Annotated in this window: 13 protein-coding genes; 11 read left to right on the top strand and 2 right to left on the bottom strand. The window is 64.8% G+C overall.

The window, feature by feature from the left end:
• The first annotated feature begins 38 nt into the window (after positions 1-38).
• The 3 genes from aceE (at position 39) to lpdA (ending at position 6,472) form a co-directional block, all read left to right on the top strand.
• Positions 39-2,735 carry a pyruvate dehydrogenase (acetyl-transferring), homodimeric type gene (gene aceE, locus CUJ89_RS11790; RefSeq protein WP_114177475.1) on the top strand — a complete coding sequence of 899 codons (2,697 nt, stop codon included), beginning with the start codon at positions 39-41 and terminating at the stop codon, positions 2,733-2,735.
• A gap of 68 nt (positions 2,736-2,803) precedes the next feature.
• The gene (gene aceF / locus CUJ89_RS11785) at positions 2,804-4,429 is read left to right on the top strand and encodes a dihydrolipoyllysine-residue acetyltransferase (RefSeq protein WP_114177474.1); all 1,626 of its coding nucleotides are present in this window, start codon (positions 2,804-2,806) and stop codon (positions 4,427-4,429) included.
• 279 nt (positions 4,430-4,708) lie between these two features.
• On the top strand, positions 4,709-6,472 hold the full coding sequence (gene lpdA, locus CUJ89_RS11775; protein WP_114177473.1) for a dihydrolipoyl dehydrogenase: 1,764 nt from the start codon (positions 4,709-4,711) through the stop codon (positions 6,470-6,472).
• Between the two features lie 199 nt (positions 6,473-6,671).
• Here lpdA and CUJ89_RS11770 read toward each other — a convergent pair whose 3' ends face one another.
• Positions 6,672-7,238: a phasin family protein gene (locus tag CUJ89_RS11770; protein WP_114177472.1), complete on the bottom strand. Its 567-nt coding sequence runs from the start codon at positions 7,236-7,238 to the stop codon at positions 6,672-6,674.
• A gap of 655 nt (positions 7,239-7,893) precedes the next feature.
• Here CUJ89_RS11770 and pbpG point away from each other — a divergent pair.
• Complete coding sequence (gene pbpG, locus CUJ89_RS11765) at positions 7,894-9,057, top strand: D-alanyl-D-alanine endopeptidase (protein ID WP_114177471.1); 1,164 nt, start codon at positions 7,894-7,896, stop codon at positions 9,055-9,057.
• Positions 9,058-9,161: 104 nt separating this feature from the next.
• On the opposite strand, the gene CUJ89_RS11760 is transcribed toward pbpG, so the two are convergent.
• Positions 9,162-9,971, bottom strand: coding sequence for an IclR family transcriptional regulator (locus CUJ89_RS11760; protein ID WP_114177470.1), 810 nt, complete (start codon positions 9,969-9,971; stop codon positions 9,162-9,164).
• Between the two features lie 183 nt (positions 9,972-10,154).
• Here CUJ89_RS11760 and CUJ89_RS11750 point away from each other — a divergent pair, with 183 nt between their 5' ends.
• The 7 genes from CUJ89_RS11750 to iscU all read left to right on the top strand — a co-directional run bounded on the left by CUJ89_RS11750 (position 10,155) and on the right by iscU (position 15,684).
• Complete coding sequence (locus tag CUJ89_RS11750; protein ID WP_114177468.1) at positions 10,155-10,877, top strand: (Fe-S)-binding protein; 723 nt, start codon at positions 10,155-10,157, stop codon at positions 10,875-10,877.
• A gap of 34 nt (positions 10,878-10,911) precedes the next feature.
• The gene (locus CUJ89_RS11745) at positions 10,912-12,324 is read left to right on the top strand and encodes a lactate utilization protein B (protein WP_114177467.1); all 1,413 of its coding nucleotides are present in this window, start codon (positions 10,912-10,914) and stop codon (positions 12,322-12,324) included.
• A gap of 129 nt (positions 12,325-12,453) precedes the next feature.
• Positions 12,454-12,681: a hypothetical protein gene (locus CUJ89_RS11740; protein ID WP_114177466.1), complete on the top strand. Its 228-nt coding sequence runs from the start codon at positions 12,454-12,456 to the stop codon at positions 12,679-12,681.
• Positions 12,682-12,782: 101 nt separating this feature from the next.
• Complete coding sequence (locus CUJ89_RS11735; protein ID WP_114177465.1) at positions 12,783-13,265, top strand: low molecular weight protein-tyrosine-phosphatase; 483 nt, start codon at positions 12,783-12,785, stop codon at positions 13,263-13,265.
• A gap of 114 nt (positions 13,266-13,379) precedes the next feature.
• Entirely contained in the window at positions 13,380-13,919 is a 540-nt protein-coding gene (gene iscR, locus CUJ89_RS11730) for a Fe-S cluster assembly transcriptional regulator IscR (protein WP_006401955.1), read from the top strand.
• Between the two features lie 65 nt (positions 13,920-13,984).
• Positions 13,985-15,208: an IscS subfamily cysteine desulfurase gene (locus CUJ89_RS11725; protein WP_114177464.1), complete on the top strand. Its 1,224-nt coding sequence runs from the start codon at positions 13,985-13,987 to the stop codon at positions 15,206-15,208.
• 68 nt (positions 15,209-15,276) lie between these two features.
• Positions 15,277-15,684 (top strand): Fe-S cluster assembly scaffold IscU, encoded by a 408-nt coding sequence (iscU, locus tag CUJ89_RS11720; RefSeq protein ID WP_114177463.1) that lies wholly within the window; start codon positions 15,277-15,279, stop codon positions 15,682-15,684.
• Positions 15,685-15,819 lie beyond the last annotated feature (135 nt).

The raw sequence follows: 15,819 nt of genomic DNA, 5'->3' as shown, positions 1-15,819 counted from the left end.
GAGAGCGATCCTCACATTCCAGGACCCAGGAGACGAGAATGTCCGCTGTACCGAACGAAGTGATGAAATTTGTCGCCGCCGAACGTGACGACGACCCGCAAGAAACCGTTGAGTGGCTGGAGTCGCTCGACGGCGTGATCTCCTCCGTGGGCACCGGCCGCGCGCATTACCTGATCGAAAAGCAGATCGAGTTCGCCCGCATGAACGGCGAACACCTGCCGTTTTCCGCCAATACCCCGTATATCAACACGATTCCGGTCAATGCCCAGGCGAAGATCCCGGGCGACCAGGACATCGAGCACCGCATTCGTTCGTACACGCGCTGGAACGCGCTGGCGATGGTGCTGCGCGCAGGCAAGGACACGAACGTCGGCGGCCACATTGCATCGTTCGCGTCGGCCGCGACGCTCTACGACGTCGGCTACAACCACTTCTGGCACGCGGCGTCCGACCAGCACGGCGGCGATCTCGTGTTCGTGCAGGGCCACTCGTCGCCGGGCGTGTACTCGCGCGCGTTCCTGCTCGGCCGCCTGAAGGAAGAGCAGCTCGACAACTTCCGCCAGGAAGTCGACGGCAACGGCATTTCGTCGTACCCGCACCCGTGGCTGATGCCGGATTTCTGGCAGTTCCCGACCGTGTCGATGGGTCTCGGCCCGATCATGGCGATCTACCAGGCACGCTTCATGAAGTACCTGGAGTCGCGCGGCATCGCGAAGACCGCGGGCCGCAAGGTCTGGGCGTTCCTCGGCGACGGCGAGACGGACGAACCGGAATCGCTCGGCGCGATCGGGATGGCGAGCCGCGAGAAGCTCGACAACCTCGTGTTCGTGATCAACTGCAACCTGCAGCGTCTCGATGGCCCGGTGCGCGGCAACGGCAAGATCATCCAGGAACTGGAATCGGAATTCCGCGGCGCCGGCTGGAACGTGATCAAGGTCATCTGGGGCAGCCGCTGGGATGCGCTGTTCGCACGCGACAAGACGGGCGCGCTGATGCGCCGCATGATGGAAGCCGTCGACGGCGAATACCAGACGTACAAGTCGGAGTCGGGCGCGTTCGTTCGCGAGCACTTCTTCAACTCGCCTGAACTGAAGGCGCTCGTCGCCGACTGGTCGGACGACGACATCTGGGCGCTGAACCGTGGCGGCCACGATCCGCACAAGATCTACGCGGCATTCCACGAAGCCACGAACACGAAGGGCGCGCCGACCGTCATCCTCGCGAAGACCATCAAGGGCTACGGGATGGGCGAGTCGGGCCAGGCGATGAACATCACGCACCAGCAGAAGAAGCTGCCGGTCGAGCAACTGAAGAAGTTCCGTGACCAGTTCCGCCTGCCGATCACCGACGAGCAGATCGCCGACGTGCCGTACCTCAAGTTCGAGGAAGGCTCGAAGGAACTCGAATACATGCGCCAGAAGCGCATGGACCTCGGCGGCTACCTGCCGCACCGCCGCGAGAAGGCGACGTCGCTGCCGGTGCCGGCGCTCGACGTGTTCGAGCCGCTGCTGAAGGGCACGGGCGAAGGCCGCGAGATCTCGACGACGATGTCGTTCGTGCGGATCCTGAACATCCTGCTGAAGGACAAGGCGCTCGGCAAGCGCGTCGTGCCGATCGTCCCGGACGAATCGCGTACGTTCGGCATGGAAGGCCTGTTCCGCCAGATCGGCATCTGGAACCAGGAAGGCCAGAAGTACGTGCCGGAAGATTCCGACCAGCTGATGTTCTACAAGGAATCGGAAACCGGCCAGATCCTGCAGGAAGGCATCAACGAAGCGGGCGGCATGTGCGACTGGATCGCGGCGGCAACGTCGTACTCGACGCATGGCGAGATCATGGTGCCGTTTTACATCTTCTACTCGATGTTCGGCTTCCAGCGGATCGGCGATCTGGCATGGGCCGCGGGCGACATGCGTTCGCGCGGCTTCCTGCTCGGCGGTACCGCGGGCCGCACGACGCTGAACGGCGAAGGCCTGCAGCACGAAGACGGCCACTCGCTCCTGTGGGCGGCGTCGGTGCCGAACTGCGTGAGCTACGACCCGACCTTCGGCTATGAGCTCGCGGTGATCGTCCAGGACGGCCTGCGCCGCATGGTGCAGGATCAGGAAGACGTGTATTACTACATCACGGTGATGAACGAGAACTACGAGCACCCGGCGATTCCGCAGGGCGAGCACGTGGCGGCCGACATCATCAAGGGCATGTACGCGTTCAAGAAGGCCGACGCCGACAAGAAGGCGCCGCGCGTCCAGCTGCTCGGCGCGGGCACGATCTTCAACGAGGTGATCGCTGCCGCCGACCTGCTGAAGAACGACTGGGGCGTCGCAGCCGACCTGTGGAGCGTGCCGAGCTTCACCGAGCTCGCGCGCGAAGGCCACCAGGTCGAGCGCTGGAACCTGCTCCATCCGACCGAGGAGCGCCGTCTGTCGCACGTGCAGAAGTGCCTGAAGGACACGCAGGGCCCGGTCATCGCGTCGACCGACTACGTCCGCGCGCTGGTCGACCAGATCCGCGGCCAGGTCGATCGCCGCTTCGTCGTGCTGGGCACGGACGGCTTCGGCCGCTCGGATACCCGCGAGAAGCTGCGTCACTTCTTCGAAGTCGACCGTCACTGGGTCACCGTCGCGGCGCTCAACGCGCTGGCCGACGAAGGCACGATCGAGCGCAAGGTGGTCGCGGACGCGATTGCCAAGTACAACCTCGATCCGTCCAAGCCCAACCCGATGACGGTTTAACGCACACGCCGTGTGATGCCGCGCGCCGCTTCCGCGAGAGGCGCGCGCGGCCATGGAGACAGAAACAGATGAGTCAAGCGATCGAAGTGAAGGTGCCGGATATCGGCGATTACAAGGACGTGCCCGTCATCGAGGTGCTCGTGAAGGCGGGCGATACGGTCGAGCCCGAGCAGTCGCTCGTCACGCTCGAGTCCGACAAGGCGACGATGGACGTCCCGAGCCCCGCGGCGGGCACGGTCAGGGAAGTGAAGGTGAAGGTGGGCGATTCCGTGTCGGAAGGCTCGCTGATCATCCTGCTCGAAGGCGGCGCCGCGGTGCAGGTGAACGGCGCGGCTGCGCCGGCGGCGGCTCCGGCGGCAGCGCCGGCACCGGCCGCAGCTGCACCGGCCGCAGCCGGCGGCACGCTCGAAGTGAAGGTGCCCGACATCGGCGACTACAAGGACGTCCCGGTGATCGAGATCGGCGTGAAGATCGGCGACACGGTAGAGAAGGAGCAGTCGCTCGTCACGCTCGAATCGGACAAGGCGACGATGGACGTGCCGAGCCCGGCCGCCGGCGTGGTGAAGGACATCAAGGTGAAGGTGGGCGATTCGGTGTCGGAAGGCACGCTGATCGTGCTGCTCGAAGCCGCAGGCGCACCGGCTGCCGCACCGCAGGCGAGCGCACCGGCTCCGGCTGCTGCGGCGCCGGCTCCGGCTCCGGCACCCGCCGCCGCACCCGCGAAGGCTGCACCGGCTGCCGCCGCGCCGGCCGCTGCGCCGTCGGGCGAATACCGTGCGAGCCACGCGTCGCCGTCGGTGCGCAAGTTCGCGCGCGAACTCGGCGTCGAAGTCGCACGCGTGCAGGGTTCGGGTCCGAAGGGCCGCATCACGAAGGACGACGTCACGGGCTTCGTGAAGGGCGTAATGACGGGCCAGCGCGCAGCGCCGGGCGCGGCAGCCGCGCCGGCAGGCGGCGGCGAGCTGAACCTGCTGCCCTGGCCGAAGGTCGACTTCTCGAAGTTCGGCCCGTTCGAGGCGAAGCCGCTGTCGCGCATCAAGAAGATCTCGGGCGCGAACCTGCATCGCAACTGGGTGATGATCCCGCACGTCACGAACAACGACGAAGCGGACATCACCGATCTCGAGGCACTGCGCGTCCAGCTGAACAAGGAGCACGAGAAGGCGGGCGTGAAGTTCACGATGCTCGCGTTCGTGATCAAGGCGGTCGTCGCCGCGCTGAAGAAATTCCCGACCTTCAACGCGAGCCTCGACGGCGACAACCTCGTGTTCAAGCAGTACTTCCACGTCGGTTTCGCCGCCGATACGCCGAACGGCCTCGTCGTGCCGGTGATTCGCGATGCGGACAAGAAGGGTCTCGTCGATATCGCGAAGGAAATGACCGACCTGTCGAAGGCCGCGCGCGACGGCAAGCTGAAGCCGGACCAGATGCAGGGCGGGTGCTTCTCGATCTCGTCGCTCGGCGGGATCGGCGGGACGAACTTCACGCCGATCATCAACGCGCCGGAAGTGGCGATCCTCGGGTTGTCGCGCGGCCAGACGAAGCCGGTGTGGGACGGCAAGCAGTTCGTGCCGCGCCTGATGCTGCCGCTGTCGCTGTCGTATGACCATCGCGTGATCGATGGCGCGGAAGCCGCACGGTTCAATGCGTATCTCGGCGCGTTGCTTGGCGATTTCCGTCGCATCATTCTTTGATGAGCGTGGGAGTGGCTCGCTGGGGCGTGGGTTTTGTGTCGGTCATCCGCGCCTGTCGTTGAACCTGTATTGCTAACGGTCTGCTAGCGTCGCCCCTGCGCGGGGCGGCGGTCACTTTTCTTTGTCTTCCAAAGAAAAGTAACCAAAAGAAAGGCGCGTCCTTGGGCGGACGGCAAAGGTGGTTCTGCCCAGGTTCGCGTTTTCTTGCCAGGCCGTAGTAGTGGGTTCTTTCGCGGGTTTCTCCCCCTCTGTCTGCAGCTAATCAAGAAGGGGACAGTAATGAGTCTCATCGAAGTCAAGGTTCCGGATATCGGCGATTTCAGCGGCGTCGATGTCATCGAAGTCAATGTGAAGCCGGGCGACGTGATCGAAAAAGAGCAAACGCTCATCACGCTCGAATCGGACAAAGCCTCCATGGAAGTGCCCAGCGACGTCGCCGGCACGGTCAAGGAAATCAAGGTCAAGGCCGGCGAGAAAGTCTCGCAAGGCACGGTCATCGCCATCGTCGAAGCATCGGCCGCCGCCGCACCCGCGAAGGCGCCCGAAGCGGCGAAGCCCGCAGCAGCTGCGCCGGCACCGGCCGCCGCCGCTCCGGCGCCCGCGCCGCAAGCCGGCAGCTACGCCGGCACGGTCGACGTCGAGTGCGACATGCTCGTGCTCGGTGCCGGCCCCGGCGGCTACTCGGCCGCGTTCCGCGCAGCCGATCTCGGCATGAAGACGGTGCTGGTCGAACGCTATTCGACGCTCGGCGGCGTGTGCCTGAACGTCGGCTGCATCCCGTCGAAGGCGCTGCTGCACACGGCGCTCGTGATCGACGAAGCCGCGGCGCTCGCGTCGCACGGCATCTCGTTCGGCAAGCCGGAGGTCGATCTCGACAAGCTGCGCGACTTCAAGGGCGGCGTCGTCAAGAAGCTGACGACGGGCCTCGCCGGCATGGCGAAGGCACGCAAGGTCGAAGTCGTCACGGGCGTCGGCGCATTCGTCGATCCGTATCACATGGAAGTGCAGGGCGAAAACGGCAAAAAGGTCGTCAAGTTCAAGCAGGCGATCATCGCCGCGGGCTCGCAGGCCGTGAACCTGCCGTTCATGCCGGAAGATCCGCGTGTCGTCGATTCGACGGGTGCACTCGAACTGCGCCAGCTGCCGAAGCGCATGCTCGTGATCGGCGGCGGCATCATCGGCCTCGAAATGGCGACGGTGTACGCGACGCTCGGCGCCGAGATCGACGTCGTCGAAATGATGGACGGCCTGATGATGGGGGCGGACCGCGACCTCGTGAAGGTCTGGGAAAAGTACAACGCGAAGCGCTTCGGCAACGTGATGCTGAAGACCAAGACGGTCGGCGCGGAAGCGAAGAAAGACGGCATCTACGTGAAGTTCGAGGGCGAGAAGGCGCCGGCGGAAGCGCAGCGCTACGACCTCGTGCTCGTCGCGGTGGGCCGCAGCCCGAACGGCAAGAAGATCGGCGCCGACAAGGCAGGCGTCGCCGTCACGGATCGCGGCTTCATCGACGTCGACAAGCAGATGCGCACGAACGTCCCGCACATCTTCGCGATCGGCGATGTCGTCGGCCAGCCGATGCTCGCGCACAAGGCCGTGCATGAAGGCCACGTCGCAGCGGAAGCCGCGCACGGCGAGAAGGCGTACTTCGACGCACTGCAGATTCCGTCGGTTGCCTACACCGATCCGGAAGTGGCGTGGGCCGGCAAGACGGAAGACCAGTGCAAGGCCGAAGGCATCAAGTACGGCAAGGCCGTGTTCCCGTGGGCCGCTTCGGGCCGCGCGATCGCGAACGGCCGCGACGAAGGCTTCACGAAGCTGATCTTCGACGAGGAAACCCATCGCGTGATCGGTGGCGCGATCGTCGGCCTGAACGCAGGCGACCTGATCAGCGAAGTGTGCCTCGCCGTCGAGATGGGCGCGGACGCGGAAGACATCGGCAAGACGATCCATCCGCACCCGACGCTCGGCGAATCGGTCGGCATGGCCGCCGAGCTGTACGAAGGCGTCTGCACCGACCTGCCGCCGCAACGCAAGAAGTAACGCGACCGGCACGGCCGGCCATGCGCCGGCCACGAAAAAACGCCGCCGCCCGGGCAATCCGGGCGGCGGCGTTTTCTCTTGCGCGCGGCCGGCGCTCAAGATCGCTCGAGACCGGCGGGCGGCTGCCGGGTCGCGCGTGTTTCGGCGCCGGAAACGAAAAAGCCGCGCACAGCGCGGCTTTTTCAGGAGCAGGGGACGCTTAGACGGCCGGCTTGCTCGTACGACGTGCGGCAGCGGCGGTGGCAGCCTTCGTTGCGACGGCTGCAGCGGCGTTGAAGTTCGTCTCGGCGATCTCGACGGCTTGCTTCGTTGCCTTCTGAACCGTTTCGTACGTGGTGTTCGCAGCGTTCAGAGCCGACTTCAGTGCGGCGACAGCCGTTTCCGAACCGGCCGGGGCGTTCTTCGCGACGTTGTCGACCAGTGCCTGGACCTTCTTGTTCTGCTCTTCGAATTGTGCTTCCGCAACCTTCGTGAACTCGGCTTGCGTCGACGAAGCGATTTCATACAGGTGACGGCCGTACGACAGCACCTTTTCCGCGACCGGCTGCGACAGGCTGGCCTGCAGTGCGATCAGTTCCTGTGCATCCTTCACCGACAGCAGACGCTGTGCGTTTTCCTGGCTCTCGGCCAGCGTCGACTTCACGACCTGCAGGTTGAGTTCGATCAGCTTTTCGACGCCTTCGAACGCCTTGGTCGTCAGACCGAACAGGCTTTCGAGGTTGGCTTTCTGTGCGGCGGCGATTTGCTCGGGGGTCAGCAAGGACATGTCAAGCTCCTGAAAAGCGATCGCGTCGATCGCAGGGTAAAGGGCACTACGCTGGGGAATCTCGGATGTGCGTGCTTTGTGCAACGCAGCAATGAAGCGTATTTTAGGGCAGAGAAAACCGTTGTCAAGTATTTTTTTGTGCGTTGCACAATAACGACAAATTATCGATAAAACAACGAGTTATCGTGGCCGTCCGGAATCGGTTTCACGCACGTTCCCAGATAGTGCGCACGGCCGCGGGGCATGCGCGGCGCACTATCATCATGCACAGGTAAACCTGTCAGGCCTGTGGAACGTTATCCTTCTGTTTCTGTCGAAAAACGCGCTGTTTCGATGCGCGTGCCGTGGCGACGTGCCGCCGCCACGGTCGAGACCGGCGCCCCTGGCACACCGAGCGCCGGATACGTAGTTTCCCCGCTTTAAATTGCCTCCAAAGTGACGTTATCTCAATTAACCGTGTGGTAATCGGGAGGCGGGTGCTGTCGGGCAGCGCATCCCATGAATTTTTTCGATGGGGGCGGGAGGGTCGATCGAGCAGATGTTGGTCGACCCTTACATTCCGGTTTAACGACGATCGGTAAGTGCCTAATATTGCTCTTTTTTTCAGCTTTAACTACACTTGCGGAAACCTCCCGCCCGCTTTGTCCAGACCCCAATGAAAGCCGAATCGTTTTCACCGCGCAGATTGTTGCAGAGCATGACGCTCGGCACGGCTGTGTCGGTCGCAGTCGCCTTGCTGGCGACCACCGCGTCCGTCGCGCCCGCTGACGCCTTTGCCGCCACTGCGAAGACCCAACAAGCCGCCAAGAAAAAGGCCGCCGCTCCTGCTTCGTCCGCGAAGAAGAAGTCGGTCAGGGCAGCATCCGACCAATCCGCCAAGGTCGCCGCGGCCGATGCGCCGCGCGCGAAGGCGTCGCGCAAGCGCATGACGCTCGTGTCGAACGTGCATGGCCATCGTGGCGCGGTCCGCAAGGTCGCGTTCCAGCCGCGTCGGCCGACGGTCGGCCAGGCGTTCGGCCTGCACGACACGCCGGACGCGCTCGCGCTGCGTTCGAGCGTCGCGTACGTGGTCGACCAGAATTCCGGCGATCCGCTGTTCGACAAGAATTCGCACGCCGTCGTGCCGATTGCGTCGATCTCGAAGCTGATGACGGCGATGGTCGTGCTCGACTCGAAGTCGCCGATGGCCGACCAGATCGAAGTCACCGACGAAGACCGCGACTACGAGAAGGGCACGGGCTCGCGCCTGTCGGTCGGCTCGGTGCTGTCGCGCGAGGACATGCTGCACATCGCGCTGATGGCGTCGGAAAACCGCGCGGCCGCCGCGCTGTCGCGTTACTACCCGGGCGGCCGTCCGGCGTTCATCGCCGCGATGAACGCGAAGGCGAAGTCGCTCGGCATGACCGATACGCACTTCGAGAATTCGACGGGCCTGTCGAGCTCGAATGTGTCGAGCGCGCGCGACCTCGTGAAGATGGTCAATGCGGCGTACCAGTATCCGACGATCCGCCAGTTCTCGACCGATCGCACCTACGAGGTGTACACGGGCAAGCGCAATCTGGTCTACAACAGCACGAACGCGCTGATCCGCGGTAACGGCTCGTGGGACATCGGCCTGCAGAAGACGGGCTTCATCAACGAGGCGGGCGAGTGCCTCGTGATGCAGGCGACGATCCACGGTCGGCCGATGGTGATGGTGCTGCTCGATTCGTTCGGCAAGTATTCGCGCTTTGCCGACGCGGCGCGCCTGCGCAACTGGCTTGATGCCGGCGGCGGCGAGCGCCTGACGGCCGCCAACACGCCGAACGGCGGGACCTGATGGTGCCTGCGGCGGTTCGCCGTCGCGCCGATGGCTGCAAGAAAAATGCCCCGCAATCGCGGGGCATTTTTTTGGTTCCGGAGAACCGGTGCCGGCGGCGCGGCTTACGCCTGCCGCTGCAGCCCGTTCGCATCCTTCGTGGGCGCCGGCCGGTAGCCGAGCGATTCCGAGATGGTGAGGGCCGTGCGGCTCAACTGGCCGAGCCACGCGTCCTGCAGGCGATCGGCCGGTGCCGACAGCGACAGGCCCGCGACGAGCCTGCCCGAATCGTCGTAGATGCCGGCCGCGATACAGCGCACGCCGAGTTCCAGCTCCTCGTTGTCGCGTGCGCACGATTGCTGGCGGACGATCGTCAGTTCGCGCTCGAGCTTCGCGATGTCGGTGATGCTGTTCTGCGTATGGCCGGACAGCCCCGTGCGCGTCGCATAGGCGCGCACGCGCGACGTTTCGTCGGCCGCGAGGAACAGCTTGCCGACCGACGTGAGGTGCAGCGGCGCGCGGCCGCCGATCGCACGAACGACCTGCATCCCCGAGCGCTCCGAATATGCGCGCTCGATATAGACGATCTCGTCGCCCTGGCGCACCGACAGGTTCACGGTCTGCCCGGTGAGACGGTGCAGCTCGCGCATCGGCATCAACGCCGCGTCGCGCACCGACAGGCGCGCCTTCACGAGGTTGCCGAGCTCGAGCAGCCGCATGCCGAGGCGGTACGTGCCGGGATCGGAGCGGTCGACGAGACGGCAGGTCACCATGTCGTTGAGGATGCGGTGCGCGGTCGACGGATGCAGCTCCGTGCGCTGCGAAAGCTCCTTCAGGCTGACAGGGTCACTGTGCGCGGCGAGCGCGTCCAGCAACCGCATCATGCGTTCGATCACCTGGATCGACGTTTTTGAATCCGGGGTGGGTTGGCTCATGTCGGGGGAGAAATCGGTTGACGCGTCAAGCGGTGTTGAAACGATTGTATCTCGTATTGTGAAAAAAGCGAACGCCGTTCGAGGAAGTCCTCGTTTCGCGCAGTGCGAGCTTGCGCGCGAACCGGCGTTGGTCTTGCTGGCCAAACGGCGGATAATGAGAGCCGTTTTCTCGAAGGAGCACGTATGCGAGTCGGTTTGTTCGTGACCTGCCTGGTCGATCTGATGCGCCCCGAAATCGGTTTCTCGGCGCTCAAGCTGATTCGCGACGCCGGCTACGAGGTGATCGTGCCGCCCGCGCAGACCTGCTGCGGCCAGCCGGCCTACAACTCGGGCGACCGCGCGCTCGCGCGCGATCTCGCGGAGAAGACACTGCGCGAGTTCGAGCAGTTCGATTATGTGGTCGCGCCGTCGGGTTCGTGCGGCGGCATGATTCGCGCGCACTACGGCGACCTGTTCCGCGACGACCCGGAACTGATGGGGCGCTACGCGCGGCTCCAGCCGAAAGTCTATGAACTGACGGATTTCCTCGCGAACGTCGCCAGGGTCTCGCTCGAGCCGGGCGAATTCACGGGGCCCGTCACTTATCACGACTCGTGCTCGGGCCTGCGCGAACTCGGCGTGAAGGCGCAGCCGCGCGCGCTGCTCGCGCAGCGCGGTGTCGCGGTCACCGAGATGAAGGACTGCGAGCATTGCTGCGGCTTCGGCGGCACGTTCGCGGTCAAGTACGGCGACATTTCGGCGGCCATCGCGGACGAGAAATGCGCGAACGTGCGCGCGTCCGGCGCGGGCGCCGTCGTGCTCGGCGATCTCGGCTGCATGCTGAACATCGAAGGGCGGTTGCGCCGCACCGGCGACCGCGACACGCGCGTGCTGCACGTCGCGCAGGTGCTGGCGGGCGACGTCTGACGCCCGGTTCCGCTCACTTTTCCCCGATACCGCGATGCAAGTCCAATCGATGCATTTCAAGGCGCGCGCCGGCCAGAAGCTGGCCGACCAGCGCCTGCAGCAGAACCTGAAGAAGCTGTCGACGAAGTTCGTGTCCGCGCGCGCCGACGCGATGACCTCAATCGACTTCCCGGCCACGCGCGCCGCGCTCAAGGCGCGCCGCGACCGCGCGCTGGAGAACCTCGACGTGTGGCTCGAAGCATTCGAGCGCGAGGCGACGCGGCGCGGCACGACGGTGCTGTTCGCCGAAACGACCGCGGATGCCGCGCGGCTCGTGGCCGACATCGCGCGCCGTCATGACGTGAAGAAGGTCATCAAGACGAAGTCGATGGTGACCGAGGAAATGCGCCTGAACGCGGTCCTCGCGGAGATGGGCGTGCAGTCGATCGAGACGGACCTCGGCGAATACATCCTGCAGATCAACGACAACGAGCCGCCGAGCCACATCATTGCGCCCGTCGTGCACAAGGACAAGGACGAGATCGCCGACCTGTTCGCGCGCACGCACCATCGCGAGCGGCTCACCGAGATTCCGGACATGACGCGCGAGGCGCGCGAGGTGCTGCGCCCGCATTTCATGTCGGCCGACATGGGCGTGACGGGCGGCAACTTCGTGATCGCCGAGACGGGTTCGGTCGCGATCGTGACGAACGAAGGGAACGAGGGGATGTGCACGGTGATGCCGCGCGTGCATGTCGCGGTGACGGGCATCGAGAAGGTGTTGCCGACGCTCGAGGATCTGGCGACCGCGATGCGCCTGTTGCCGCGCTCCGCGACGGGGCAGAAGACGTCGAACTATTTCTCGCTGCTGACCGGGCCGCGCGGGCCGGGCGACGAGGACGGCCCCGAACACAACTATGTGGTGCTCGTCGACGGCGGCCGCACGGGCCTGATCGGCGGCGAGTTCCAGGAGATGCTGCGCTGCATCCGCTGCGGCGCGTGCATGAACCATTGCCCGGTTTACCAGAAGGTCGGCGGCCATGCGTACGGCTGGGTCTACCCGGGGCCGATGGGGTCGGTGCTGACGCCGAGCTACGTCGGACTCGACCGCACGCTCGACCTGCCGCAGGCCGCGACGCTGTGCGGCGAATGCGACAGCGTGTGCCCGGCCGGGATTCCGTTGTCGCACCTGTTGCGCACGCTGCGCGAGAAGCAGGTCGAGCGGCACCTGCGGCCGTGGCGCGAACGCGCCGGGCTCGCCGCGTGGGGCTTCTTCGCGCGGCGGCCGATGCTGTACGCGCTGACGACCAAGCTCGCGGTGCGCGTTCTCGAGCGGCTGGGCGGCAACGGCGGCACGCTGCGGCGCCTGCCGATGATGGGCGGCTGGATGGATACGCGCGACATGCCGACGCCGACCGGGCGCACGTTCCGCGAACTGTACGCCGCGTCGCAAAGCCACCTCGGCTGACGACTGTTCACTGGGCGGCAACAGTGCGTTCGCTATTTATGTATTTATCTCGATAGATGCGGTCTATAGAATTTGGCCTGTAGTCCCCGGAATTGGGTTTCGGGGTACAAGGTCAAGGAGGTCCGCATCATGAAAAAGACAATATCGATGTACTGGCCGCTGGCAATCGTCGTCCCGCTTGCTGCGGCAGCCTATCTGCATGCGATGGCCGATGCGCCGTCGCGTGGCCCGCTTGCGGTTCATCAGGCGTCTGCCGAGCTGGCGCGCGCGGTGTCGTTCGGGCTGGTCGGCGACGCGGCGACGCCGCTGCCGGCTGCCTCCGGCGACGTCGTGCTCGCCGCGCCGAAGGCGCTGTAATGCACGGCGCCGTCGCTTTGCGCGGCGGCGCGATTTCGGGCGCCTTTGTATAATGGCGCGTTCTTATCCAACGCGGTCCGCCGCGGCTTTCCGATAGTGCGATGACCCGCGTTGCGATCTGTTTCGTCTGTCTCGGCAACATCTGCCGTTCGCCCACCGCGGAAGGCGTGATGCGCCACCAGGTCGACGCTGCTGCACTGGCGGACCGGATCGCGATCGACTCGGCCGGCACCGGCGACTGGCACGTGGGCGAGCCGCCCGATACGCGTGCGCAGGCTGCTGCGCGCACCCGCGGCTACGACCTGTCGGCGCTGCGCGCGCGGCAGGTGAGTGCGGCGGATTTCGATCGTTTCGACCTGCTGCTCGCGATGGACGAAGCCAATCTCGCGGAACTGCGCCGCCGCTGCTCGCCGCAGCATCGCGACAAGGTGCGCCTGCTGATGGAATTCGCGCCGGACTCGACCGAAACCGAAGTGGCCGACCCCTATTTCGGCGGTACGCAGGGCTTTGAACAGGTGCTCGATCAGGTCGAACGCGCGTGCGCGGGCCTGCTGGAGACGCTTCGGGCCCGCACGGAACGCTGATCGCGCGGTATTCAGCGGTCTGCGAATACCCTTTCAAAGACATGGATACTTGACTAAATTCGTCAAATATTTATACTTGACCAAAATCGTCAAGATTGCAGTCCCCTAGACACCATGAGACTCACCACCAAAGGCCGTTTCGCCGTCACGGCGATGATTGACTTGGCACTGCGCCAGGAGCAGGGCCCGGTGACGCTTGCAGGCATCAGCCAGCGCCAGCGGATTTCGCTCTCGTATCTCGAACAGCTGTTCGGCAAGCTGCGCAGGCATGAAATCGTCGAATCCGTGCGCGGCCCGGGCGGCGGCTACAACCTCGCGCGTCGCGCGCAGGATGTCACCGTTGCCGACATCATCATCGCGGTCGATGAACCGCTCGACGCCACGCAATGCGGCGGCAAAGGCACGTGCGACGGCTCGAAGCAGCCCGACGGCCATTGCATGACGCATGAGCTGTGGTCGACCCTGAACCAGAAGATGGTCGAATACCTCGATTCGGTGTCGCTGCAGGATCTCGTCGATCAGCAGCGCGCACGCGAGGGCGCGCCCGCGGTGCTGCGCGACCGGCGCGCGCCGGAGCCCGTCGCCGCGCCGGCCGAGCCGGTGCGCACGATGCCGCTCGGCCCCAATTCGGTGTTCAACATCGCGAGTTCGTGAGCGCGAAGGCGCCCGCCATACCCCATAACGCACATAGTCCCTGCACAGAATACCCGGAGCGACAGATGACCCAAGAGACTCTCCACCTGCCCATCTATATGGATTACAGCGCGACGACGCCTGTCGATCCGCGCGTGGTCGACAAGATGGTGCCGTACCTGCGCGAGCAGTTCGGCAACCCGGCGTCGCGCAGCCACGCCTATGGCTGGGACGCGGAGCGTGCGGTCGAGGAAGCGCGCGAACAGGTGGCCGCGCTCGTGAACGCGGATCCGCGCGAGATCATCTGGACGTCCGGCGCAACGGAATCGGACAACCTCGCGATCAAGGGTGCCGCCAACTTCTACAAGGGCAAGGGCAAGCACATCATCACGGTGAAGACCGAGCACAAGGCCGTGCTCGACACGTGCCGCGAGCTCGAGCGCGACGGTTTCGAAGTCACCTACCTCGACGTGAAGGATGACGGCCTGATCGACCTCGACGTGTTCAAGGCCGCGCTGCGCCCGGACACGATCCTCGTGTCGGTGATGCACGTGAACAACGAGATCGGCGTGGTCCAGGACATCGAGACGATCGGTGAAATCTGTCGCGAGAAGGGCATCGTGTTCCACGTCGACGCAGCACAGTCGACCGGCAAGGTCGGGATCGATCTCGCGAAGCTGAAGGTCGACCTGATGTCGTTCTCGGCGCACAAGACCTACGGCCCGAAGGGCATCGGCGCGCTGTACGTGCGCCGCAAGCCGCGCGTGCGCATCGAGGCGCAGATGCACGGCGGCGGCCACGAGCGCGGGATGCGTTCGGGCACGCTGCCGACGCACCAGATCGTCGGCATGGGCGAAGCGTTCCGCATCGCACGCGAAGAAATGGCGACCGAGAACGAGCGCGTCCGCATGCTGCGCGACAAGCTGTTGCGCGGCCTGTCGCAGATCGAGGAAACATACGTGAACGGCGACATGGAGCAGCGTGTCCCGCACAACCTCAACATCAGTTTCAACTTCGTCGAAGGCGAGTCGCTGATCATGGCGATCAAGGACGTCGCGGTGTCGTCGGGCTCCGCGTGTACGTCGGCGTCGCTGGAGCCGTCGTACGTGCTGCGTGCGCTCGGCCGCAACGACGAGCTTGCACACAGCTCGATCCGCTTCACGGTCGGCCGCTTCACGACGGAGCAGGAAGTCGACTTCGTGATCAATTTGCTGAACAGCAAGATCGCGAAACTGCGCGAACTGTCGCCGCTCTGGGAAATGCACCAGGAAGGCATCGATCTGTCGACGATCGAATGGGCCGCACACTGAACGCCGCATTGAATATACCCGCGGGCGGATTCGCGCACGCAGACGTAACGAGTCAAGGAGTCTGAGTCATGTCTTACAGCAACAAGGTTCTGGATCACTACGAAAACCCGCGTAACGTCGGTTCGTTCGCGAAGGACGATGACGCGGTCGGCACGGGCATGGTCGGCGCGCCGGCCTGCGGCGACGTGATGAAGCTGCAGATTCGCGTTGGCGCGGACGGCTTGATCGAAGACGCGAAGTTCAAGACCTACGGTTGCGGTTCGGCGATCGCGTCGAGCTCGCTCGTGACCGAATGGGTGAAGGGCAAGACGCTCGACGAGGCGCTCTCGATCAAGAACACGCAGATCGCCGAAGAGCTCGCGCTGCCGCCGGTGAAGATTCACTGCTCGATCCTCGCGGAAGACGCGATCAAGGCAGCCGTGGCCGACTACAAGAAGCGCCACGACACGAAGGAAGGCGATCAGGCAGCGGCCTGAGCGGCATCGAGCGGCTTTTCAAGAAAACGCCGGGCCGCCCCTAGTTTTCTTGACCCCCCTCGGGGGGCCTGGCGCGAAGCGACAGGTTTGGGGGCGCTGAGAAGGAACGCGGCGGGCCCCTGTGGCGCGCCGCGG

Source organism: Burkholderia pyrrocinia (assembly GCF_003330765.1).
GTDB classification, from domain to species: Bacteria; Pseudomonadota; Gammaproteobacteria; order Burkholderiales; family Burkholderiaceae; genus Burkholderia; species Burkholderia pyrrocinia_B.
This window is presented reverse-complemented; position numbering and strand designations above follow the sequence as displayed.